The sequence below is a fragment of the Massilia sp. 9I genome, assembly GCF_902506415.1.
GTDB lineage: Bacteria > Pseudomonadota > Gammaproteobacteria > Burkholderiales > Burkholderiaceae_D > Telluria.
The window spans coordinates 4490204-4512652 of the sequence record NZ_LR733275.1; the positions used below are offsets into that span (position 1 = coordinate 4490204).

Annotated in this window: 14 protein-coding genes; 11 read left to right on the top strand and 3 right to left on the bottom strand. The window is 65.4% G+C overall.

The window, feature by feature from the left end; translation table 11 throughout:
• Position 1: 1 nt before the first annotated feature.
• Entirely contained in the window at positions 2-2881 is a 2880-nt protein-coding gene (locus GV068_RS20030; protein ID WP_159701911.1) for an esterase, read from the bottom strand.
• Positions 2878-4740 carry a glycoside hydrolase family 13 protein gene (locus tag GV068_RS20035; protein WP_159701914.1) on the bottom strand — a complete coding sequence of 621 codons (1863 nt, stop codon included), beginning with the start codon at positions 4738-4740 and terminating at the stop codon, positions 2878-2880. Before GV068_RS20035 ends, GV068_RS20030 begins: the two co-directional genes overlap by 4 nt.
• A gap of 503 nt (positions 4741-5243) precedes the next feature.
• On the opposite strand from GV068_RS20035, the gene GV068_RS20040 reads away from it, so the two are divergent.
• The 5 genes from GV068_RS20040 to GV068_RS25505 all read left to right on the top strand — a co-directional run bounded on the left by GV068_RS20040 (position 5244) and on the right by GV068_RS25505 (position 12156).
• Positions 5244-8141: a TonB-dependent receptor gene (locus GV068_RS20040; RefSeq protein WP_159701917.1), complete on the top strand. Its 2898-nt coding sequence runs from the start codon at positions 5244-5246 to the stop codon at positions 8139-8141.
• A gap of 76 nt (positions 8142-8217) precedes the next feature.
• Entirely contained in the window at positions 8218-9729 is a 1512-nt protein-coding gene (locus GV068_RS20045; protein ID WP_159701920.1) for a tryptophan halogenase family protein, read from the top strand.
• Positions 9730-9891: 162 nt separating this feature from the next.
• Positions 9892-11682, top strand: coding sequence for a DEAD/DEAH box helicase (locus GV068_RS20050; RefSeq protein ID WP_159701923.1), 1791 nt, complete (start codon positions 9892-9894; stop codon positions 11680-11682).
• Positions 11683-11794: 112 nt separating this feature from the next.
• Positions 11795-11971: transposase (locus tag GV068_RS25500; RefSeq protein WP_373888433.1), on the top strand; the 177-nt coding region annotated here is incomplete at its 3' end.
• A gap of 2 nt (positions 11972-11973) precedes the next feature.
• Positions 11974-12156: an IS3 family transposase gene (locus tag GV068_RS25505; protein ID WP_373888422.1), complete on the top strand. Its 183-nt coding sequence runs from the start codon at positions 11974-11976 to the stop codon at positions 12154-12156.
• Between the two features lie 164 nt (positions 12157-12320).
• Here the strand turns inward: GV068_RS25505 and GV068_RS20060 are convergent, their stop codons facing one another.
• Complete coding sequence (locus GV068_RS20060) at positions 12321-13202, bottom strand: alpha/beta hydrolase (RefSeq protein ID WP_159701929.1); 882 nt, start codon at positions 13200-13202, stop codon at positions 12321-12323.
• Positions 13203-13413: 211 nt separating this feature from the next.
• Between GV068_RS20060 and GV068_RS20065 the strand changes: the two genes are divergently transcribed.
• From GV068_RS20065 to GV068_RS20090, 6 genes are all read left to right on the top strand, one after another.
• Positions 13414-14751 (top strand): MFS transporter, encoded by a 1338-nt coding sequence (locus GV068_RS20065; protein ID WP_159701932.1) that lies wholly within the window; start codon positions 13414-13416, stop codon positions 14749-14751.
• A gap of 93 nt (positions 14752-14844) precedes the next feature.
• Entirely contained in the window at positions 14845-16476 is a 1632-nt protein-coding gene (locus GV068_RS20070) for an alpha-D-glucose phosphate-specific phosphoglucomutase (RefSeq protein ID WP_159701935.1), read from the top strand.
• Between the two features lie 26 nt (positions 16477-16502).
• On the top strand, positions 16503-18176 hold the full coding sequence (locus GV068_RS20075; RefSeq protein ID WP_159701938.1) for an alpha-amylase family glycosyl hydrolase: 1674 nt from the start codon (positions 16503-16505) through the stop codon (positions 18174-18176).
• A gap of 58 nt (positions 18177-18234) precedes the next feature.
• Positions 18235-19440 (top strand): PAS domain-containing sensor histidine kinase, encoded by a 1206-nt coding sequence (locus GV068_RS20080; RefSeq protein WP_159701941.1) that lies wholly within the window; start codon positions 18235-18237, stop codon positions 19438-19440.
• 44 nt (positions 19441-19484) lie between these two features.
• Positions 19485-20501: an alpha/beta fold hydrolase gene (locus tag GV068_RS20085; RefSeq protein WP_159701944.1), complete on the top strand. Its 1017-nt coding sequence runs from the start codon at positions 19485-19487 to the stop codon at positions 20499-20501.
• A gap of 42 nt (positions 20502-20543) precedes the next feature.
• Complete coding sequence (locus tag GV068_RS20090; protein ID WP_159701947.1) at positions 20544-22406, top strand: glucokinase; 1863 nt, start codon at positions 20544-20546, stop codon at positions 22404-22406.
• The last annotated feature ends 43 nt before the right edge of the window (positions 22407-22449 follow it).

A 22449-nucleotide genomic window follows, 5' to 3' on the forward strand; every position in this document is an offset into this window, starting at 1 on the left:
GCTAATTCACCCGCAGCAGCTTGATTCCATAGATATCGAAGCGATTCGATGGTCCCGTCGTTCCGCCCGCCGCGCTGAAGCTGCTGTTACTGTCGAGATAGCTCATGTTATAGAAGTCGCTCATCTCGACGCGGTAGCGGCCCGCTTTGAGCTGGGCTGCCAGCGGTGTCGAATACACGCTCGGTGTGTTCGCCTTTGCCAGCGGGGCATGGGGCAGCTGCACCACGCCCTGCGCCACGATCTTCCCGCGCGCATCCTTCACCGCCAGCCATTTCACGCCGCCGCTGATCCCCAGGTTCACCTGGTTGGCGGCGTTGTGGTACCGCACCTGCACGGCATAGCTGCCGACGGCCGGCACCTCGATGCGCTCGACGGCGTAGCGGTCGGCGCGCTGGCCCCAGGCTTCCAGGCGCGGCGCCGCGAAGCGTGCGTTCGGTGGACTCGGCGTGAGGTTCGAGACCGTGCGCGGATCGGTGATGGGAATCTCGATGCCGGGATCAAGGCAGCGCGGCATGCTGTGGTGGCTGCGGTTGCCGTTGGCGGATTGCGCTTCCAGCGCGTAGCAGGCGTAAGGGCTGGCGCCGCGGTCGGTCCAGCTGGTCGCACCCAGGCCCTCGGCCACCAGCTTGCCGTCGCGGTAGACGTTGTAGCGCACATCGCCGCTACCGGATTCAAAGCGCAGCGTCGTGCCGTTCGCGCCGCGCTCGAGAAGCGTGATCGCGGGCTCGCGCGGGCCGAAAGTGGTGCCGCCATCGGCGTACGGGTCGTCCTTGACGCGGCGGATATCCTGCTGGCCGCGCTCCAGGCGCCCGAGCACGATCTCGATGCGGTTCTCGTCCTGTAGCTGCGCCAGCGCGATCCGCTCGCCGCTGCGCCGGCCGTTCACGCGGATGTCCTGGATCGCGTAGTAACCCTCGTCCCGGCTCGCCGCGGGCAGGCGCAGGACCACGTCGATGCGCTTGCCGTGCAGACGCAGCTCGTGCAGGGCGATCTCTCCGGCGGCGCCGAACATCTCGCGCCGCAGCTTGGCGGTGACGAAGGGCTGCAGCAGGATGCCGTCATCCTGCGCCGTCACGCCGAACACGCTGTTCACCACCAAGCCCAGGTAGGCCCCGACGGACCACAGCTGGCGGCGCGAATTGATCACCGGCCCGATCAGGTTCGGATGGCGCTCGTCGAGCAGCAGCGGCTGGCCGGAGAGCCACTCAAGGTTCTCCATGTTCGACATGTTGAGCGCCGCGCCGCGCATGAGCGAGTCGTAGGCCGCGTCGGCCACCGCCACGTTCTTCGCCTGGGTCGCCGCGCGCAGGCCGTAGGCCGTCACGAAAGGCCATAAGGCGCGGTTGTGATAGACCGGCATGCCCGGCTGCTGCGGCCAGATGACGGGGGCGCCCATCGGACCATGGGGATAGCGCGCCAGGATCGAGCGCGCGCGCTCCTCGCTGGCGATGCCGGTGACGATGGCAAGCGACTGGCCGAGCCAGTCGAACTTGTGCAGCGGCGCGCCGTCGAGGTGGCCGGCAGTGAGGCTGCTGTACATGCCGGCATCCTCCAGCCACAGCTGGCTGTTGATGGCGCGCGCCAGGGCATTGGCCCAGGCCGTGTAGCGGCGCGCCCTGGCCCGGTCGCCCTGTTCGCCCGCGAGCTTGGCCGCCAGCGTGAGGGCCTTGTAATGGCCGACGTTGGTCGACAGCGACTTCGAGGTGGACATCGAGGCCAGCTCGTTCGGGATCCAGGCGGCGTAGCTCTGATCGCGCCAGTCGAGGAAGGACTGCTCGCCCATGTACAGGCCGGTCTTCGCGTCAAAGGCGGCGAGGCGGTCGTTATCGATCGTGTTCGACAGCGCCTGCAAGGCGCGTTTTGCGAAGGGGGCGCGGTCGCCGGCGGGGAGGGTGCGCAGCACTTCCTCGGCGGCGAACGCCCAGGTGACGCGGTCGGTGCTGACCGGCCAGCTGCCGCCGCTGCCGGTGTCCTGCACGATCTGCAGGCCGTCCGGCGTCCCCGCCACCTGCGGTGCGACCGAAACGCCCTTGCGCCAGCCGGACAGCTTGAACTCCAGCGAGTTACGCACCCGTTGCGGGTCGAGCAGGGCCAGGCCCAGGTCGGCCGCATACGACAGGTCGCGGGTCCAGACGTAGTGCCACTTCTCGCCGGTGGCGAAGCATTCGCAGGGGATCGCGGCGCCGCCGTTGTAATTGCCGTCCCGGATCTGGCTGACCGCATCCAGGCGCATCTCCGCACCGGCCAGCGCGAACAGCGCGTCGAAGGCAAGATTGCCGCTGCGGATGCGCGGCAGCCCGGGCTGCTCGGCGTATTCGCTATGCTGCGGACCGGGGTCGCGCAGGCTCAGGGTGGTGGAGTGCGCATAACGGCGCAGCGCCGCTGCCGCATCTAGCGAGGAAAAGCGTGCGCTTTCCTGCTTGCCGTCCCAGGTCGGCCAGGTGAGGGCGACCGCTTCATGGCCCGCATGCGGATCAGGTGCGGCAGCGCTTGCTGGCGTTTCCAGGCGCAGCACGCGCAGGGTCGGCGCGGCCGGGTTCGAGGCGTCCACCGTGAAGCGGTAGGTGCCGGTCTGGCGCACGAACAGATAATCTTCCGGGCCGGGCTGGGTCTGGAGCCGGTAGGCCGTGCCGGGCGCCACGGTCACGCTCTGGTTGGCATTGGCCACCCATTCGTCAGCCCAGTCGCGGCTGCCCACCTTGAAGGCGTGGTTGCCGGGACTGACCAGGATGTCGGCCTCGTACACGCCCTTGCCCTTGTGGGCCAGGGCATTGTCGGTCCCCCAGCCGTTGAAAGCGCCGCGGATGTACAGGTCCTTTTCCTGCGCGCTTGCCCCCAGGCAGGCGAGCAGGGCGGCAGAGGCGAGCAGGCGGCGCTTCATCGCGCGGCGTCCAGCTCGAGGATCACGCTGGCTTTCGCCGGCAGCCGCAGCTCCTTCGCCAGTTCGAAGCGCTTGCCGCTCAGGACATCCACGCCGCCGGATACGCCTTCCAGCATCTCGTGGAAGCGCCGCGCATCCAGCACCATCTCCTTCGGATTGTTGTTGAAGGCGACCAGCACCTTCTTCTGGCCGTCGTAGCGGAAGTAGACGTAAGTATTGTCACGCGGGCCGTAGTGCATCAGCTTCCCGTGGTGGATCAGCGGCTGCCCCTTGCGCCAGTTGGCCAGCTTGCGCACCAGCTCCTGCGCTGCGCGCTGCTGGCTGCTCAAGCCCTTGCCGGCGAAGGCGTCGACCTTGTCGCCGGTCCAGCCGCCCGGGAAGTCGTTGCGGTAGCTGGCGTCGTTGCGCTCCCCGGTGGCGCTGGTCATCAGGATCTCGTCGCCCGTGTAGAGCTGCGGGATGCGCGGCATCGTCATCAGGAACACCATCATCATGCGGTAGCGGTCCATGTCCTCGCCGACCACGCTCCAGATGCGCGAGACGTCGTGGTTGGCCTCGAACAGCACCAGGTTGCCCGGCTCCGGATACAGGTAATCGAGCGAAAGCGTCTCGTAGACTTCGCCGAACACATTGCGGCCGTTCTTGTCGCTCAAGGCCGTGCGCATGCTTTCGGCCAGCGGGAAGTCCATCATGCTCGGGGTCGAGGCGCGGTAGCCGTCGAAGTTCTGCTTGCCGCGCTGCCAGCGGGCGACCACCGGCACCAGTTTGGTCCATTCTTCGCCCACCAGGTTCAGCTTCGGATACTCCGCCATCAGGCGCCTGGTGTACTCGGACAGGAAGGCGGTGTCCGAATAGCCGAAGGTGTCGATGCGCAGGCCCGACAGGCCCGCGTATTCGATCCACCAGATGTTGTTCTGGATGAGGTAATTGGAGACCAGAGGATTGGACTGGTTCAGGTCGGGCATGGACTCGACGAACCAGCCGCGCGTGAAGTTGTCGGCATCCTCCTTGGAGGCGTACGGGTCCTGCACGGCGACGCGGTGGTGATGGGTCGGCACAAACTTGCCGCCGTAGTTGATCCAATCCGGCGTCGGCATGTCCTTCATCCACCAGTGCCCGCTGCCGATGTGCGACAGCACCACGTCCTGGATCAGGCCGATGCCGCGCTTCTTTGCCTCACTAGACAAGCGCCGGAAGTCCTCGTTGCTGCCGTAGCGCGGATCGATGCGGTAATGGTCGGTGGCCGCATAGCCGTGGTAGGAGTAGGCCGGCATGTTGTTCTCGACCAGCGGCGTCGGCCACAGCTGGGTGAAGCCGAGGTCGCGGATGTAGTCGAGGCGATCGACGATGCCCTGGATGTCGCCGCCATGGCGCCCGGAGCCGTCCGCGCGCTTCGCCTTTTCCAGCGTGTCGGGGGTGTTGTCGTTGGCCGGATTGCCGTTGGCGAAACGGTCGGGCATGACCTGGTAGATGGCGTCGCTGCTGTTAAAGCCGACGCGCTGGCTCGAGCCGGGCTCGCGCGCCAGCAGCTGGTAGGCGTAGCGCGTCTCGCGGCCGGCGCCGCTGAATACGATGTCGAACTTGCCGGGCTGCGCCTCTGCGCCGATGTCCAGGTCGATGAACAGGTAGTTCTTGTTGGGGACGCGGGTTACCGAGGCGATGCGCACGCCGGGGTAGGCCAGGCTGGGCGCCAGCTCGGCGATGCCCTCGCCATGGACCATCAGCTGCAAGCCCTTGTGCTGCATGCCGGTCCACCAGAATGGCGGCTCCATGTGGGCGATGGCGGGAGACTGGGCAAGGACGGCGCAGGGGGCGAGGGCGGCGCTGCCGATCAGCAGGCTCGCGAGGAAGTGTCTCATGTCGGTATCGGGCGCTTCCCATGCCTTGGCGTAGTCAGACTACAGAACGACGCAAGCAGAGGTACAGCCGCATGTGGTTGTGGTGCCCCGAGAATACTATGGATCGCCTAGCGTGCCCAGCCGTTCATGATCTAGTCAAAGTACAGATTTTGTTTGACCGTAACGGTGTTTCTTAAAGACTTCGAATTCAGCTTGCTTCGAGAGTTGCACTGTTTTGGTGCAAATAATCAACAAAATGCCGCTGGGTAGGGCATTTGTAGTCCGACTACAGCCGTCTGTACGTGGTCTTGTAGCTCAAATACAACGAAAAAGACGTGCTCAACCCGCGAAATAGTTAAAATGTGGTGGTTATCGTAGTAACAAGCAACTCCCGTTGACAGTGCATCTAGTTTTAATACAGAATCCTTGACAGAACGTCTAAATGCGTTTGCTTGAGGCTGCCGTGCAGCTGGCTGTCGCGCTGTAGTTTCGGGAAAAAATTATTGGTCTATATGAGGGGACAAATGAGTATCTTCGCAACCAAGCGCACCGCTGAGCCGGTTCGCCATGCATTCCAGCTGAGCCCGGTAGCCGCCGGCTGCGCAGTCTTCCTGTCGGTGTTCGCGGGCAGCGCTTACGCGCAGGCACAGGACAACACCACGACCACCACCAGCGCCACCTCGAGCGTCGCGACCCAGCCGAATTCGGCCGAGCAGGCAGCAGCTGCCGCCGAGCCGACGCCGCCGGGCGCGACCGCCCAGCCGGGCGTCGCCACCGTCCAGGTGACCGGTATCCGCCGCGGTATCGAAGCGGCCATCTCGATCAAGAAAAATTCCTCGTCGATCGTCGAAGCCGTCTCGGCCGAAGACATCGGCAAACTGCCGGACCAGTCGGTTGCCGAGTCGATCGCCCGCCTGCCGGGCGTAACCGCCCAGCGTAGCCGCGGTTCGGGCCGCGCTTCGGACATCTCGGTCCGCGGCCTGTCGCCAAGCTTCAACGGCACCCTGCTGAACGGCCGCGAAATGGCCTCGACCGGCAATGCCCGTTCGCCGGAGTTCGACCTGTTCCCGGCCGAACTGATGGGTTCCATCGTCATCTACAAGACCCCGGACGCAGCCGTCATCGGCCAGGGCCTGGCCTCGACCATCGACCTGCGCACCGTGCAGCCGCTGGACTTCGGCAAGCGCACCGTCGCCGTCAGCTACAAGAAGACCCGCCTCGGCGTGAAGCACCCGGACGGCCTGCCGGAAGGCGACGGCAAGCGCGCCACCCTGTCCTACGTCGACCAGTTCGCCAACCGCACCATCGGTGTGGCGGTCGGCTTCACCCGCTATGAAGAAACCGGCGGCGGCCAGACCACCTTCAATTCCTGGGGTGTGGCCGACATGGCGTACAACGGCGGCACCGTGAAGACCCCGGGCGGCTTCGGCTATGACACCGTGGTGGATTCGCACGAACGCGACGGCGCCTTCGCCTCGCTGCAATTCCGTCCTAACAAGAACTTCAAGTCGACCGTCGACCTGTTCTACTCGGCCGGCGAAACCGGCCAGAAGAAGACCGGTTTCGAAGGCGGCGTGGCCTACAACGGCGGCGGCGCCTACGAGCTGCCGCACGTCCTGAGCGCCGCGACCGTGAGCAACGGCGTGGCCACCAGCGGCACCATCAGCAACTGGAAAGGTGTGGTGCGTAACCACTACGAAGGCGCCAAGGACGATCTGAAGACCGTCGGCTGGAACAGCGAACTGAAGATCGCCGACTGGACCACCGCGGCCGACCTGACCTGGTCCAAGGCGACCAAGCTGAGCTCGCGCTACGAGACCACCGCCGGTATCGCCGGCCGCGCCCAGGACACCCTGAATTACACCAACTTCAACGGCGCCAACGTCACCGAAGTGAAGTACACCCCGGGCTCGAACTACGCCGACCGCAGCATCGCGCGCCTGACCGACGTGATGGGCTGGTCGGGTGGCGAAGCCTCGCCGCAGGCCGGTTACCTCGCGCAGCCGTACATCGAAGACGAAGTCAAGTCGATCCGCCTGACCGCCAAGCGCGCCGTCGAGTTCGGCCCGATCGCCGCCACCAGCTTCGGCTTCAACCACACCTCGCGCGACAAGGCGCGTACCGGCGATGAAGGTCGCCTGGTCATCGCCGGCGGTCCGTACGCCGCCGCCGCCGTGCCGGGCAGCGACGTCGCCTTCGCCGGCAACTCGGGCTTCCAGGTCGTGTCCTGGGATCCGCGCGGTTCGCTCGGTTCGGTCTATCAGTTGGCCAACAAGGTCGACGCGGACATCTACAACAAGTTCTGGGATGTGAGCGAGCGTATCAACACCGCTTACCTCATGGGCGACCTGGACGGTGAGCTGTTCGGCCTGAACTACCGCGGCAACGTCGGCCTGCAGGCGATCCACACCAACCAGCGCGGCGGCGGCTACGTCGTCGACCGCTCGCGCTGCACCGGCAACACCGCCGCGACCTGCCCGGCACAGCGTACCAGCGAAGGCGACAGCTACTGGGATGTCCTGCCGAGCCTGAACATGAGCTTCGACCTCAAGAACGAGCAGATGCTGCGCCTGGGCGTGGCCAAGGTGGTCTCGCGCGCCAACCTGGACGACCTGCGCGCCGGTAACGGCTTCGGCGTCTCGACCACCGGCGTGCCGATCCTGTCGGGCAGCTCGGGCAACCCGCAGCTCAAGCCGTTCCGCGCCAAGGCCCTGGATTTGTCGTACGAGAAGTACTTCGGCAACAAGGGTTATGTCAGCGCCGCCATCTTCTACAAGAAGCTCGACACCTACATCCTGCGCGTGCCGCGCGTGTACGACTTCGGCCCGTTCGTGACCCCGACCACCCCGCTGCCGCTGACCGGTCCGTACGCCGGCTCGACCATCGGCCTGCTGAACCAGCCGGTCAACGGCGACGGCGGCAACCTGAAGGGCTTCGAGCTGGCCGTGAACATCCCGTTCTCGATGCTCACCCAGTACCTGGACGGTTTCGGCGTGATGGCCAACCACTCGGACACCAAGAGCAACGTGGAACTGCCGGGCAGTGGCTTCACGAACATCAACGGCGGCCCGGTTAGCATTCCGCTGCCAGGCCTGTCGCGCAAGGTGAGCAACCTGCGCCTGTACTACGAGAAGAACGGCTTCCAGATCGCCGCGGCGGCGCGCAAGCGTTCGAGCTTCCTGGGCCAGGTGTCGGACTTCCAGGACAACGCGCAGCTCACCTTCATCAAGGGTGAGACCATCGTCGACCTGCAGGCGTCGTACGAGTTCCAGGGCGGCTGGCTCAAGGGCCTGAGCGTGTACGCCCAGGCGCAGAACTGGAACAACGCACCGTTCCTGGAGTACACCACCGACGAAAACAATCCGTCGAACCGCCGCGCCTACGGCCGTACCTACCACTTCGGCGCCAGCTACAAGTTCTAAGCTGAACTGAGGTAAAGTAACGACCCCTGCCGGGCCTGTGCCTGCCAGGGGTCGTTTTTCGTATCCGGGATATTTCATGCAAAACGAAGCACTCAAGGACATCGTCATCGTCGGCGGCGGCACCGCCGGCTGGATGACCGCGGCGGCACTCTCCACCATGCTCAATGGCCGCTACAACATCCGCCTCGTCGAGTCGGACGAGATCGGCATCGTCGGCGTCGGCGAAGCGACCATCCCGATGATCCAGCGCTTCAATCGCGTGCTGGGCATCGACGAGCACGAATTCATGCGCGAGACCCAGGGCAGCTTCAAGCTGGGCGTCGAGTTCGTGAACTGGGGCCGCCTTGGCGACCGCTACATGCACGGCTTCGGCCGCCTTGGCCAGGACCTGGCCACCGTCAACTTCGACCAGTACTGGCAGAAGATGCGCATGGCGGGGAAGGCCGCGCCGCTGGAGGAATATTCGATCACGCGCATGGCGGCCAAGGCCAACAAGTTCATGCCGCCGCGCTTCGACGTGCAGAATTCGCCGCTGCGCGACATTAACTACGCCTACCACTTCGACGCCGGCCTGTACGCGAAATTCCTGCGCAAGCTGGCGGAAAGCCGCGGCGTGACCCGCATCGAAGGCAAGATTCAGCGCGCTACCCAGCGTGAACCGGATGGCCATGTCGATGCGGTGGTGCTGGAGAGCGGCGAGCGGGTCGAGGGCGAGCTGTTCATCGACTGCTCGGGTTTCCGCGGCCTGCTGATCGAGCAGACGCTGGAAACGGGCTACGAGGACTGGACCCGCTGGCTGCCGGCCGACCGTGCGCTGGCCGTGCCCTGCGAGTCGGTGGCCGCCATGACGCCGTACACCCGTGCGACCGCGCACAAGTCGGGCTGGCAGTGGCGCATCCCGCTGCAGCACCGCACCGGCAACGGCCACGTCTACTGCAGCCGCTTCATCAGCGACGACGAAGCGGCAAGCACGTTGCTGTCCAACCTGGACGGCAAGGCGCTGGCCGAGCCGCGCCTGATCAAGTTCCAGACCGGGATGCGCAAGCAGGCCTGGAACCGCAACGTGGTGGCCATTGGCCTGGCCAGCGGTTTCCTCGAGCCGATCGAGTCGACCAGCATCCACCTGATTCAGTCCTCGATCCAGCGCCTGATCGACTTCTTCCCGGACCGCCGCTGGAGCAGTGTCGACCGCGAGGAATACAACCGCCAGGCGCGCTTCGAGTACGAACGCATCCGCGACTTCATCGTCCTGCACTACCACCTGAACCAGCGCACCGATTCGGAGTACTGGAAGGAGTGCGCCAACATGGCCATTCCCGACACCCTGCGCCACAAGATGGACATGTACCGCTCGCACGGGCGCGTGGTCCGGGTCGACAACGAGCTGTTCTCGGAGGTCGGCTGGATCCAGGTGTTCGAAGGGCAGAACATGCCGATCGAGGGCTACCACCCGCTGGCCGATACGCAGTCCGAAGCGGACATCGCCGACTACCTGGCGAGCGTGCGCGAGGTGATCGCCAAATGCGTCGAGGTCATGCCTTCGCATAATGAGTACATCGCCAGGATGTGCGCCGCGAAGAAGATGTAGCGCGCGAACCTGTATCATTGCGGCCCCATGCGCGGCAGCGCCTGGGGCCGTTTTCTTTGGGGCTTGCCGTACGGATACAGCCGGTCCCGTTCCAAATAGTGCCCGCCCTCTCCGCGTGAGAGAGTAAACTGCGGTTTTAGTATCAACTTTGAAAGTTTTGCCATGTCTGACACCCCCCTCCCGAACTTCGCCGACCTCGACCTCTCCGCGCCCGTACTGAAAGCGCTGAAGGACGTCGGCTACGAAACGCCATCGCCGATCCAGGCCGCGACCATTCCGCTGCTGCTGGCTAACCGTGACGTGCTCGGGCAGGCCCAGACCGGTACCGGCAAGACCGCCGCGTTCGCACTGCCGATCCTGTCGCGCATCGACATCAAGCAGGCCGTGCCCCAGGCGCTGGTGCTGGCGCCGACCCGCGAGCTGGCGATCCAGGTGGCCGAAGCCTTCCAGAGCTACGCCGCCCACATCAAGGGCTTCCACGTCCTGCCGATCTACGGCGGCCAGAGCTACGGCCCGCAGCTGTCGGCGCTGCGCCGCGGCGTGCACGTGGTGGTGGCGACGCCGGGCCGCGTGATCGACCACATCGAAAAGGGTTCGCTCGATCTCTCGCAGCTGAAAACGCTGGTGCTGGACGAAGCGGACGAGATGCTGCGCATGGGCTTCATCGACGACGTCGAGCACATCCTGCAGCAGACCCCGCCGGAGCGCCAGACCACGCTGTTCTCGGCCACCATGCCGCCGGCGATCAAACGCATCGCCAAGACCTATCTGCGCGACCCGGCCGAAGTCACGGTCGCGGCCAAGACCGGCACCGCCGCCAACATCACCCAGCGCTACTGGCTGGTGTCCGGGATGCAGAAGCTCGACGCGCTGACCCGCATCCTGGAAGCGGAGCCTTTTGACGGCATGATCATCTTCGCCCGCACCAAGCTGGGCACGGAAGAACTGTCCAGCAAACTGCAGGCGCGCGGCTTCGCGGCCACGGCCATCAACGGCGACATGACCCAGCAGGCGCGCGAACGCACCATCGAACAGCTCAAGAACGGCAAGATCGACATCCTGGTGGCGACCGACGTCGCCGCCCGGGGCCTGGACGTGGAGCGCATCAGCCACGTGATCAACTACGACGTGCCGTCCGACCCGGAAAGCTACACCCACCGCATCGGCCGTACCGGCCGCGCCGGCCGCAGCGGCGAAGCGATCCTGTTCATCACCCCGCGCGAGCGAGGCCTGCTCAAGGCGATCGAGCGCGCCACCCGCCAGCCGGTCGAGCCGATGTCGCTGCCGACCATGAAGGCGGTGAACGACGTGCGTATTGCGAAGTTCAAGGAACAGATCACCGAGATGCTCGCCGGCGGCGGCCTGGAGCAGTACCGTGGCCTGATCGAGGAATACGAACGCGAGCATAACGTGCCGGCCGTGGACATCGCCGCCGCGCTGGCCAAGCTGGGCCGAGGCGACGTGCCGCTGCTGCTGGAAAAGCCCGACCGCGAGCCTAAGGCGGAGTTTGCACCGCGCGACACCGGCAGCTGGGAAGACCGTCCGGCGCGCCCGGTGCGCGAAGCGCGCGAGCCGGCCTTCAAGAAGGAGCGTGTGGAGCGCGCGCCCGAGCCGGGCATGGCCACCTTCCGCATCGAAGTCGGCCACCAGCACGGCGTCAAGCCGGGCAACATCGTCGGCGCCATCGCCAACGAAGCCAACATGCCCGCCAAGTACATGGGCCGCATCGAGATCTACGACGACTACAGCACCATCGACCTGCCGGACGACATGACGCAGGAGCTGGTCGACCACCTGAAGACCGTGTGGGTGGCGGGGCAGCAGCTGAACATGACGCGTGACGGGCAGGAAGCGCCGATCGTCACGGCGCCGAAGAAGAAGAGCTTCGCCAAGCCGGGTGCGGATCGCCGTGTGGCGGAGAAGGGCTTCAAGAAGCCGCACCGCAAAGGCTGATCACGGCCACTACCTGTTGAACCGTCATGCGCGCCACTGGCGCCCATGACTCCCGGCGAAGGTGAACTGCCACAAGAAAGTTGGACAGCTATTGTCCACTTTCGAGGGGTAGATGGTTAAGTACACAAAAGAGATCAAGCTCAGGGTCATCAAGCAATATCTGGAGGGGCAGCTAGGCTATCACCGCCTGGCAGCCCAGCAGGGCATCCCAGCGCCGGTGATCCGGCGTTGGGTGGATGCGTATCGACTGCATGGCGATGAAGCGTTTTGCAGGCGCCGAGAGCACTACNGATGGAGAGCTTCTTCGCCGTGCTCAAGACCGAATGCTTCCACGGGCAGAGCTTTACTGACGCGAAGGCACTACGAGCCACGATCGATGAATACATCGGGTATTACAATACCAAACGCATCAGTACCACCTTGGGCGGCCTGACCCCGCTTCAATGCAGGGGCAAGCACGCTCAGGCTACATAAAACAGATGTCCAACTTTTGTGTGGCAGTTCAAGGCCGGGATCCAAGTTAGCGTGCTAAGTGGTGCAATCGGAGTTCGCCAGACGCACGCAAAATTGGGTTCCGGCCTTCGCCGGAACGACGGGTTAACGGTGTAATCGAGGATTAGGGCTGATCAGTCACTTCCTTACTTGCTACTCGCGACCTGCGCCCCCTCCGGCGCAAACATCCACAACAGCGCCTCGCGCAGCTCCCCCGCCCAGAACGCCTCATTGTGCTCCGCCTGCGGCACGATCTTGAGCACCGTGTTCGCCGCCGGGTGTCCGGTCTTCTTCACCACCTCGGCCATGCGCTTGACGTCCGCATTCATCTGCGGCCCTTCCTTCCCACCCATCAGGAAGAACATGCGCGCGTCTTTCGGCACCGGCTTCGCGGCCACGAAGTCGAACGAGGGCTGGGCCGTCCAGTAGGCCGGCGAGAACACGCCCGCCTTGCTGAACACCTCCGGATACTGCACCAGCGCATAGTGCGAAGCCAGGCCGCCCATCGAGCTGCCCATGATCGCGGTGTGCGCACGATCCGGCAGGGTGCGGTAGCTCTGGTCGATCATCGGCTTGACGGTCTTGACGATGAAGTCCGTGTACTCGCGGCCTTCGCCCTTGCCGGCCCTGGCGTTGTCCCAGGCGTTCAGCTCCGTCATGCGCTTTTCCTGGCCGTTGTCGATGCCGACCACGATCAGTTCCAGCTTGCCTTCCTTGGCCAGCGCGTCGAGCGTCTCGTCGACCTTCCATTCGCCCGCATAGGCGGTGGCGACGTCGAACAAATTCTGGCCGTCGTGCATGTAGAGTACCGGGTAGCGCTTGCCGGAGGTGGCGTAACCCGGCGGCAGGTACAGGCGCAGCTGGCGCTTGCGCGCCAGGCCCGGGATCTCGATCGGGCTGCCCAGCAGGCTGACGCCGGGCAGGGCGGTCGAGGCTTTCGGCGGTTCGGGCTTGTCGGCGGCAACTGCCGGCGCGCTTAGGGCGGTGGCCAGCAGCAGGGGAAGGAAGCTAGGGCGAAGCGATGGCATGGCAGGGTCTCCTGGATCGATTCTTATGTTGTTTGACTACAGAGCTGTGCCGTAAAGCCACCTCTGTTGTGGCGATTCTACTATGAGAGCTCTTCGATTGACACTCAGAAATCGCCATGTTATTTTGCTACAGCTACCTGTAGGTTAGCCGCATTCGGGCTGCCTGCATCACACGAGAGCCCGCAAGGTCCGGGCCACATTGGGGACACACATGGATATGCAAACTGGCGTGCTCAAGCCGCGCCTGTCGTTCTGGCAGCTCTGGAACATGAGCTTCGGCTTCTTCGGCATCCAGTTCGGCTTCGCACTGCAGAACGCCAACACCAGCCGCATCTTCTCGACGCTGGGCGCCAACCCCGACGACCTGGCCCTGTTCTGGCTCGCCGCGCCCGTCACTGGCCTGCTGGTGCAGCCGATCATCGGCTACCTGAGCGACAACACCTGGCACCCAAAGTGGGGCCGCCGCCGTCCCTTCTTCTTCATCGGCGCGGTGCTGGCCGCGATCGCGCTGTTCCTGATGCCGAATTCCGCCGCGCTGTGGATGGCCGTCGCCGTCCTGTGGCTGATGGACGCCGCCATCAATGTGTCGATGGAGCCGTTCCGCGCTTTCGTGGGCGACAAGCTCGACGCCTCGCAGCAGACCGCGGGCTACGCGATGCAGACCTTCTTCATCGGCTGCGGCGCGGTGATCGCCTCGCTTCTGCCCTGGTTCTTCGAGTCGATGGGCGTGTCGAACGAAGCGATCGGCGGCACCATCCCCGACACCGTGCGCTATTCCTTCTACGCCGGCGGCGCCATCTTCTTCCTGGCCGTGCTGTGGACCGTCGTCACCGCCGACGAACTGCCGCCTGCCGACATGGACGCTTTCAATGCGGAGCGCAAGCACGCGCGCAGCCTCAAGGTGGCGCTGAAAGAAATCATTGGCGGCTTCGCCAAGATGCCCAAGACCATGGTGCAGCTGGCCTTCGTGCAGTTCTTCACCTGGATCGCGCTGTTCGCGATGTGGATCTACACCGGCTCGGCGATCGCCGACAACGTCTACGGCACCACCGACGCGCAGTCGTCCGCCTTCCAGTCGGCCGGCAGTTTTGTGGGCATCATGTTCGCGGTGTACAGCGGCGTGTCGGCGCTGGCCGCCTTCATCCTGCCGGTCTTCGCGCGCGCCACCAGCCGCAAGACCGTGCACGCGACCTGCCTCGCGATCGGTGGCCTGAGCCTGGCCAGCATCGTCCTGATCACCGACCGCAACATGCTGATGCTGCCGATGATCGGCGTCGGCCTGGCCTGGGCCTCGATCCTGACCATGCCGTACGCGATCCTGGCGGGCTCGCTGCCGGCCAAGCGCATGGGTTACTTCATGGGCCTGTTCAACTTCTTCGTCGTGATCCCGCAAATCTGCAGCGGCCTGCTGCTGGGCGGCGTGACCAAGCACTTCTTCGGCGGCCACACCGTGATGACGGTGGCGCTGGGCGGCGCCTCGATGCTGCTGGCGGCGGTGCTGACCCTGTTCGTCACCGACCGCGCAGCCCCTGTGAAGTCGAGCGTCTAAACCCCGCGCGCCAGTGATTTCGCGCCTGTCGTATCGTAACGTTTTACCAACATTTCAACATGTTGCATCACGTTATAATGACAGGAGCGAAGCATGAGCATTCAGACCGTCCCGACCACGCCGTTCGCTGGACAGCGGCCCGGCACCTCGGGCCTGCGCAAGAAGGTAACCGAGTTCCAGCAGCCGGGCTACCTCGAGAATTTTGTCGAGGCGATCTTCCTGACCCTGGGTGAAGGCCGCGGCCGCACCCTGGTCGTCGGCGGCGACGGCCGCTTCTTCAACCGCGAAGCGATCCAGACCATCCTGCGCATGGCCGCCGCCCACGGCGTGGCGCGCTGCCTGGTGGGCCGCGGCGGCATCCTGTCCACGCCGGCGGTGAGCTGCGTGATCCGCAAGCATGGGGCTTTCGGGGGCATCGTGCTCTCGGCCAGCCACAACCCGGGCGGCCCGGAAGGCGACTTCGGCATCAAGTACAACATCGAGAACGGCGGCCCTGCGCCCGAGAAGATCACCGAGGCGATGTTCGCCAACACCCAGGCGCTGGTCTCTTACCACATCAGCGACGCCGGCCCCGTCGACCTCGACCAGCTCGGCACCACCCGCATCGAAGACATGGTGGTCGAGATCATCGACCCGGTCGCCGACTACGCCGAGCTGATGGCGCGCCTGTTCGACTTCAATGCCATCCGTACGCTGTTCGCGGGCGGCTTCCGGATGCGCTTCGATGCCATGCACGCGGTTTCGGGGCCGTATGCGAAGGCGATCATCGAGGGCATGCTGGGCGCCCCCGCCGGCACCGTGGTCAACTGCGAACCGCTGGAAGACTTCGGCGGCGGCCACCCCGACCCGAACCCGGTCAATGCGGCCGACCTGATCGCCCACATGAACGGCCCTGACGCACCGGACTTCGGCGCGGCATCCGACGGCGACGGCGACCGCAACATGATCGTCGGTCGCGGCCTGGCGGTGACGCCGTCCGACAGCCTGGCCATCATCGCCGCCAACGCCACCGTGGCGCCGGGCTACGCCGGCGGCATCACCGGCATCGCGCGTTCGATGCCGACGTCCCAGGCGGCCGACCGCGTGGCGGAATCGCTCGGCATTACCTGCTTCGAAACCCCGACCGGCTGGAAGTACTTCGGCAACCTGATGGACGCCAATCTCGCCACCCTGTGCGGCGAGGAGAGCTACGGCACCGGCTCGCACCACATCCGCGAGAAGGACGGGCTGTGGGCCGTGCTGTTCTGGCTGAACCTGCTGGCCGCGCGCGGAAAATCCGTGAACGAGATCGTGCGCGAGCACTGGGCCCGCTTCGGCCGCAACTACTATTCGCGCCACGACTACGAGGCGGTCGATGCCAGCGCCGCCGACGGCATGATGGCGGCGCTGCGCGCCAGGCTGCCAGCCCTCGCGGGCCAGCCGCTGGGAAGCTTCCGCGTCTCGCTGGCCGACGACTTCGTCTACACCGACCCGGTCGACGGCTCGGTCGCGACGCGCCAGGGCATCCGCATCATCATGGCCGACGGCTCGCGCATCGTGTTCCGCCTGTCCGGCACCGGCACCGAAGGCGCGACCATCCGCCTTTATCTCGAGCGCTACGAGGCCGACCCGGCGCACCACGAACTCGACACCCAGCAGGCCCTCTCCGAACTGATCGCCATCGCCGACAGCGTGGCCGAACTGCGCCAGCGCACCGGCCGCGAGAGCCCGACCGTGATCACCTGACCCACCCACCAACCACAGGAACCCGCATGAAACTTCCCGTCCTTGCCGCCTCCATGCTGCTGGCCTTCGCTGCCCAGGCCAACGCACAGACCCCGACCAGCAAGCCTGCTGGCAAGCCCTTCGTCTGGGAGAACGCCACCGTCTACTTCCTGCTGACGGACCGCTTCAACAACGGCGACAAGGCGAACGACCTGGCATACGGCCGCAAGGACGACGCGGCCAAGCTGCGCGGTTTCATGGGCGGCGACCTGGCCGGCATCACGGCCAAGATCAAGGAGGGGTATTTCAAGGAACTCGGCGTCGACGCCATCTGGCTCACGCCGCCGGTCGAGCAGATCCACGGATCGACCGATGAAGGCACTGGCAAGTCCTATGGCTTCCATGGCTACTGGGCGCGCGACTTCACCGCGGTGGACGCCAACCTTGGCACCGAGCAGGACTTCCGTACTTTCGTGGAGACCGCGCACGCCAACGGCATCCGCGTGCTGCTCGACGTGGTGATGAACCATACCGGCCCGGTTACCCCGACCGACCCGGTCTGGCCGGCCGACTGGGTGCGCACCAAGCCGACCTGCACCTACAAGGATGTATCGACCACGGTCGACTGCACCCTGGTCGACAACCTGCCGGACTTCCTCACCAACAGCAACGCCAACGTGCCGCTGCCGCCGGCCTTGGTGGCGAAGTGGAAGAAGGAAGGGCGCTACGAGCGCGAAGTGAAGGAGCTGGACGCCTTCTTCAAGCGCACCGGCTATCCGCGCGCGCCGCGCTTCTACCTGGTCAAGTGGCACGCCGACTGGGTGCGCAAGTACGGCGTCGACGGCTTCCGCGCCGACACCGTCAAGCACACCGAGCCGGGCGTGTGGAAGGAACTCAAGCAGGAAGCCAGCCTGGCCTATGAGGACTGGAAGCGCAAGAATCCGGCCAAGCGCCTCGGCAACCAGCCCTTCTTCATGGTCTCCGAAGTCTACGGCTACTCGATCAACCATGGCCACAGCTTCGACATGGGCGGCAACGTCAAGGTCGACTGGCTCGCCAACGGCTTCGACAGCATGATCAACTTCAGCATGAAGTCCGACGCCGCCCAGGGCTACGAGAAGCTGTTCTCGGATTACTCGAACGCGCTGCACGGCCCGATGAAGGGCTACTCGGTGCTGAACTACATCAGCTCGCACGACGACGGCAGCCCCTATGACCCGGCGCGCCAGCGCCCGCTGGAAGCGGCCAACAAGCTGCTGCTGGCGCCCGGCGCGGCCCAGATCTACTACGGCGACGAAACCGCGCGCCTGCTCAACATCGAAGGCGCTGAGGGCGACGCCAAGCTGCGCTCCTTCATGAACTGGGACGAACTGAAGGCCAACACCCAGCGCGGCATCCACCGCGTCGGCGACGTGCGCGAACACTGGGCCAAGCTGGGCCGCTTCCGCGCCGCCCATCCGGCAGTGGGGGCGGGTGTGCACCAGATGCTCGGCTCCAGCCCTTACACCTTCAAGCGCACCTGGCAGAAGGACGGCGTCACCGACCGCGTGGTGATCGCGCTCGACTTGCCGAACGACAAGGCGCTGCCGATCTCGGTGGCGGGCGTGTTCAACGACGGCCAGACCGTGCGCGACTGGTACACGGGCAAGTCGGCCGTCGTCACCAACGGCAAGGTCCAGTTCGGCGAGGCGGCGCCGGCGGCCCTGATCGCCCAGGACTAGCCCCGTTCCGATTGCCGCCACGGTCCTGCCGTGCGCGGCATGCAGCCCGATACAATAGGTGTCCGAGACCATCGAACTGAGCGTCGAGATGACCGACACCGGAAACCTGTACTGGAAGCGCGAGGACGCCGAGGCCCTGCACGTCCTCCTGCTCGAGAAAACCCGTCAATACGGCATCATGTTCTACGATGCCGGGCTGCGCATCACCGGCTGGAACTCGGGCGCCGAGTTCATCACCGGCTGGACCGCGGCAGAGGTGCTGGGCCAGCCGACCGGCATGCTGTTCATCCCGGAAGACCGCGAGCGCAAGCTCGACGAGCACGAGGCGAGTACGGCTGCGCTGGTGGGCGTGGGCGAGGACGAGCGCTGGCACATGCGGCGAGATGGTTCCTGGTTCTGGTCGAGCGGCGTCAGCCTGCCCCTGCATCGCGAAGGAGAGCGGGTAACGGGGTTCGTCAAGATCTTTCGTGATGCCACGCACCTGCGGGTGCGTACGCGCTATCTCGAAAACGAGTTGAAGGCGTCCGGCGAGCGTGAGGCCGAACGCGACGTCTTCCTCGGGACGATCGCGCACGAAATGCGCAATCCGCTCTCGCCGCTGAAAACCGCGGTGCAGTTGATGCGCATGCAGGCGCGCGAGGCCGCCGCCATGGATCGGCCGCTCCAGGTGATGGAGCGCCAGCTCGGTGTGCTGGAGCACCTGGTCGAGGACCTGGTCGACGTCGCCCGGGTCAACTCCGGAAAGATGAGCATCCGTTACGAGCAGGTGGAGTACCAGGCTTTGCTGAACGAGGCCGTGGAAAGCTGCACAACCGCTGCGCAGTTCAAGAACATTACGATACACCGCAGTTTTCCACCCTTGCCCATCGCGGTCGACGTGGATGCGCGCCGGATCCAGCAGGTATTCGTCAACCTGCTCAACAACGCGATCAAGTTCACGCCGCAGGGCGGCCACGTATGGCTCACTGCAACCATCGACCCGACGCACTTCATCTGCTACATGAAGGACAGCGGGAAGGGCATCGAGCCGAACATGCTTCCCAGGATTTTCGACGTGTTTACCCAGGCCGAGGGTGGACGGGCCGAGCGCGGCGCGGGACTGGGCATCGGCCTGGCGCTCGTCAAGGAAATCGTGTCCCTGCACCAGGGAACGGTCGAGGTGCGCAGCGAAGGCGCCGGCAAGGGCGCCGAGTTCACGGTGCGCATTCCGCTGCATAGGCCTAGCTCTGAGCGCGACGCGCGCAACGAACCGGAACAGCCCTGAATTCGGCTAGACTGGGTGTTCCGTCAACCCAGCATCCTTTAACCATGCCTGTACCGACACGCCTGGCGCCCACCCTGCTGTGCGCCGCCTTCAGCCTCCTTCCTTACATTCCCGCGCAGGCCGCCGACGAGCCTGCCTACGGCCCCGAACTGGAAGGCTTCGAGTATCCGTATCCGGTGCAGCGCTACGCCTTCACTTCGCAGGGCGTCAAGCTGCAGATGGCCTACATGGACGTCAAGCCGGCCAAGCCGAACGGCCGCACCGTGGTCCTCATGCACGGCAAGAACTTCTGTGGCGCGACCTGGGCCGGCACCATCAAGGAGCTGAGCAGCGCCGGCTACCGCGTGGTGGCGCCGGACCAGGTGGGCTTCTGCAAATCGACCAAGCCGCAACACTACCAGTACAGCTTCCAGCAGCTGGCCGAGAATACCCGTGCGCTGCTGGCGTCGATCGGCGTCGACAAGGCGATCGTCATGGGCCACTCCACCGGCGGCATGCTGGCGGTGCGCTACGGACTGATGTTCCCGCAGCAGGCGGAGCAGCTGGTGCTGGTCAACCCGATCGGCCTGGAAGACTGGAAGGCGCTGGGCGTGCCCTCGCTGGGTGTGGACAAGTGGTACGAGCGCGAGCTTGCCACCACGGCCGAGCGCATCCGCAATTACGAGAAATCGACCTATTATGTGAACACCTGGAAGCCGGAATACGAGCCCTGGGTGCAGATGCTGGCAGGGATGTACCGCGGGCCGGGCAAGCAGATCGTGGCCTGGAACTCGGCGCTCCTGTACGACATGATCTATACCCAGCCGGTGGTGTACGAGTTCCCGCTGTTGAAGATGCCGGTGCTCTTGATGATCGGCCTGAAGGACACGACCGCGATCGGCAAGGACGCGGCGCCGGAAGCGCTGCGCCCCAAGCTCGGGAATTATCCGGACCTGGCGAAGCACACCGCGCATCGCATCCCGAAGGCGACGCTGGTGAGCTTCCCGGAGATGGGCCATGCGCCGCAGATGCAGGATCCGGCCCAGTTCCACCGCGCCTTGCTGAAAGGGCTGGCGAAATAAGGGGACGTTTTTTTGTCAATCGATCAATGGTATCCTAGTGCGATGACCGTTGAACCCGACACCGACCTGAAACCCTCCCGCGCCGCATTCGCCGACGGTCCGCGCCTGCTCGCGGACATCGGCGCCACCCATGCGCGCTTCGGCCTCGAGACCGCGCCCGGCGTGCTGCGCCAGGTCGCCGTGCTCCATTGCGACGACTACACCGGCATCGTGCCGCTGCTGCACGCCTACCTGGCTCAGCTCGGGGGCGTGCGCATCAACCATGCCGCCTTTGCGCTGGCCAATCCGATCAGCGGCGACTACATCCGCATGACCAACCGCGACTGGCAGTTCTCGACCGACGAGGTGCGCCGCGCGCTCGGTCTGTCGACGCTGCTGATCGTGAACGACTTCACGGCGCTGGCGATGGCGCTGCCGGGCTTCCAGCCGCAGGACCTGCTGCAGGTCGGCGGCGGCGCCCCCCAGAGCCATGCGGTGGCCGGCGTGCTCGGCCCGGGTACCGGCCTGGGCGTGTCGGGCGTGATCCCGACCATCGACGGTTTTGTGACGCTGGGCAGCGAAGGCGGCCACGTCAACTTCGCCCCTAGCGATGAGCGCGAGTTCTCCATCCTGCAGTACGCCTGGCAGGAATGGCCGCACGTGTCGAACGAGCGCCTGATCTCCGGCCCCGGCATCGAACTGATGTACCGCGCGCTCGCCAGGCGCAACGGCGTTGAGGCCCCGGCGCGCAGCACCGCCGACATCGTCAGCGGCGCGCTGGACGACAAGGATGCGCTGTGCCTGGAAACCCTGGAGACCTTCGCCGGCATGCTGGGAGGCGCAGCGGCCAACCTGGCGGTGACCCTGGGCGCCTTCGGGGGCATTTTCATCGGCGGCGGCATCGTGCCGCGCATCGCCGAATGGTTCGCGCAATCTCCCTTCCGCGCGCGTTTCGAAGCCAAGGGCCGTTTTACCGAATACATCGCGCAGATCCCGACCTACGTCATCATGACGCCGAACCCGGCGCTGCATGGCGTGTCGCGGATCCTGTCCGAACACCTGCGCGGGCGCAGCGGCGCCAACACCCTGATGGACCGGGTGCAGCAGCTGCGCCACGAACTCTCGCCGGCCGAGCAGCGTGTCGCCGCCCTGGTGCTGGAGCATCCGCGCAAGGTGCTGTCCGAGCCGATCGCCGAGATCGCGCGCCTGGCGGATGTGAGCCAGCCGACCGTGATCCGCTTCTGCCGCTCGCTCGGCTTCCAGGGCCTGGCCGAGTTCAAGCTCAAGTTCGCCGGCAGCCTGACCGGGACCATCCCGGTGCGCCACAGCCAGGTGCGCATGAGCGACAGCACCCATGATTTGTCGGCCAAGGTGATCGACAACACGGTGTCGGCCATCCTGAAGTTCCGCGACCAGCTCGATGTGCACGCGATCGACCGCGCCATCGAGCTGCTGCGGCGCGCCCGCCGCGTCGAGTTCTACGCGATGGGCAATGCGCGCGCGGTGGCGCTGGACGGCCAGCACAAGTTCTTCCGCTTCCGCATCCCGGCCGCGCTGTACGGCGACTCGCACCTGTTCGCCCTGGCCGCCGGCCTGCTCGGACCGGGCGACGTGGTGATCGCCATCTCCACCGGCGGCCAGCTGCCGGAGCTCCTGGCGGCCGTCGACACCGCGCGCGCCGCCGGGGCCGACGTCATCTCCATCACCAGCAGCAAGTCGCAGCTCGCCAAGAAGTCGACGGTCTGCCTGGCGGTCGACCACAGCGAAGACAGCACCACCTTCCTGTCGATGATCTCGCGCATCCTGCAGCTGCTCCTCATCGACATCATGTCGGTCGGGATCTCGCTCGGCACCCAGGGCGCGCAGGGCGAAGCGGGCGAGGGCGACGCCCAGCGCAAGCTGCTGATCTCGCACCTCGACATTTAGTATTCAAGGTGGGTTGATCTAGGTCAATACGGTGCTAGAATTG

What these genes read in the sequence shown, in the direction of transcription:
- GV068_RS20065 (WP_159701932.1), top strand. Translation starts at nt 13,414, where the DNA reads ATGGATATGCAAACTGGCGTGCTCAAGCCGCGCCTGTCGTTCTGGCAG.
- GV068_RS20030 (WP_159701911.1), bottom strand. Translation starts at nt 2,881, where the DNA reads ATGAAGCGCCGCCTGCTCGCCTCTGCCGCCCTGCTCGCCTGCCTGGGG.
- GV068_RS20050 (WP_159701923.1), top strand. Translation starts at nt 9,892, where the DNA reads ATGTCTGACACCCCCCTCCCGAACTTCGCCGACCTCGACCTCTCCGCG.
- GV068_RS20040 (WP_159701917.1), top strand. Translation starts at nt 5,244, where the DNA reads ATGAGTATCTTCGCAACCAAGCGCACCGCTGAGCCGGTTCGCCATGCA.
- GV068_RS20060 (WP_159701929.1), bottom strand. Translation starts at nt 13,202, where the DNA reads ATGCCATCGCTTCGCCCTAGCTTCCTTCCCCTGCTGCTGGCCACCGCC.
- GV068_RS20090 (WP_159701947.1), top strand. Translation starts at nt 20,544, where the DNA reads ATGACCGTTGAACCCGACACCGACCTGAAACCCTCCCGCGCCGCATTC.
- GV068_RS25505 (WP_373888422.1), top strand. Translation starts at nt 11,974, where the DNA reads ATGGAGAGCTTCTTCGCCGTGCTCAAGACCGAATGCTTCCACGGGCAG.
- GV068_RS20035 (WP_159701914.1), bottom strand. Translation starts at nt 4,740, where the DNA reads ATGAGACACTTCCTCGCGAGCCTGCTGATCGGCAGCGCCGCCCTCGCC.
- GV068_RS20045 (WP_159701920.1), top strand. Translation starts at nt 8,218, where the DNA reads ATGCAAAACGAAGCACTCAAGGACATCGTCATCGTCGGCGGCGGCACC.
- GV068_RS20085 (WP_159701944.1), top strand. Translation starts at nt 19,485, where the DNA reads ATGCCTGTACCGACACGCCTGGCGCCCACCCTGCTGTGCGCCGCCTTC.
- GV068_RS20070 (WP_159701935.1), top strand. Translation starts at nt 14,845, where the DNA reads ATGAGCATTCAGACCGTCCCGACCACGCCGTTCGCTGGACAGCGGCCC.
- GV068_RS20075 (WP_159701938.1), top strand. Translation starts at nt 16,503, where the DNA reads ATGAAACTTCCCGTCCTTGCCGCCTCCATGCTGCTGGCCTTCGCTGCC.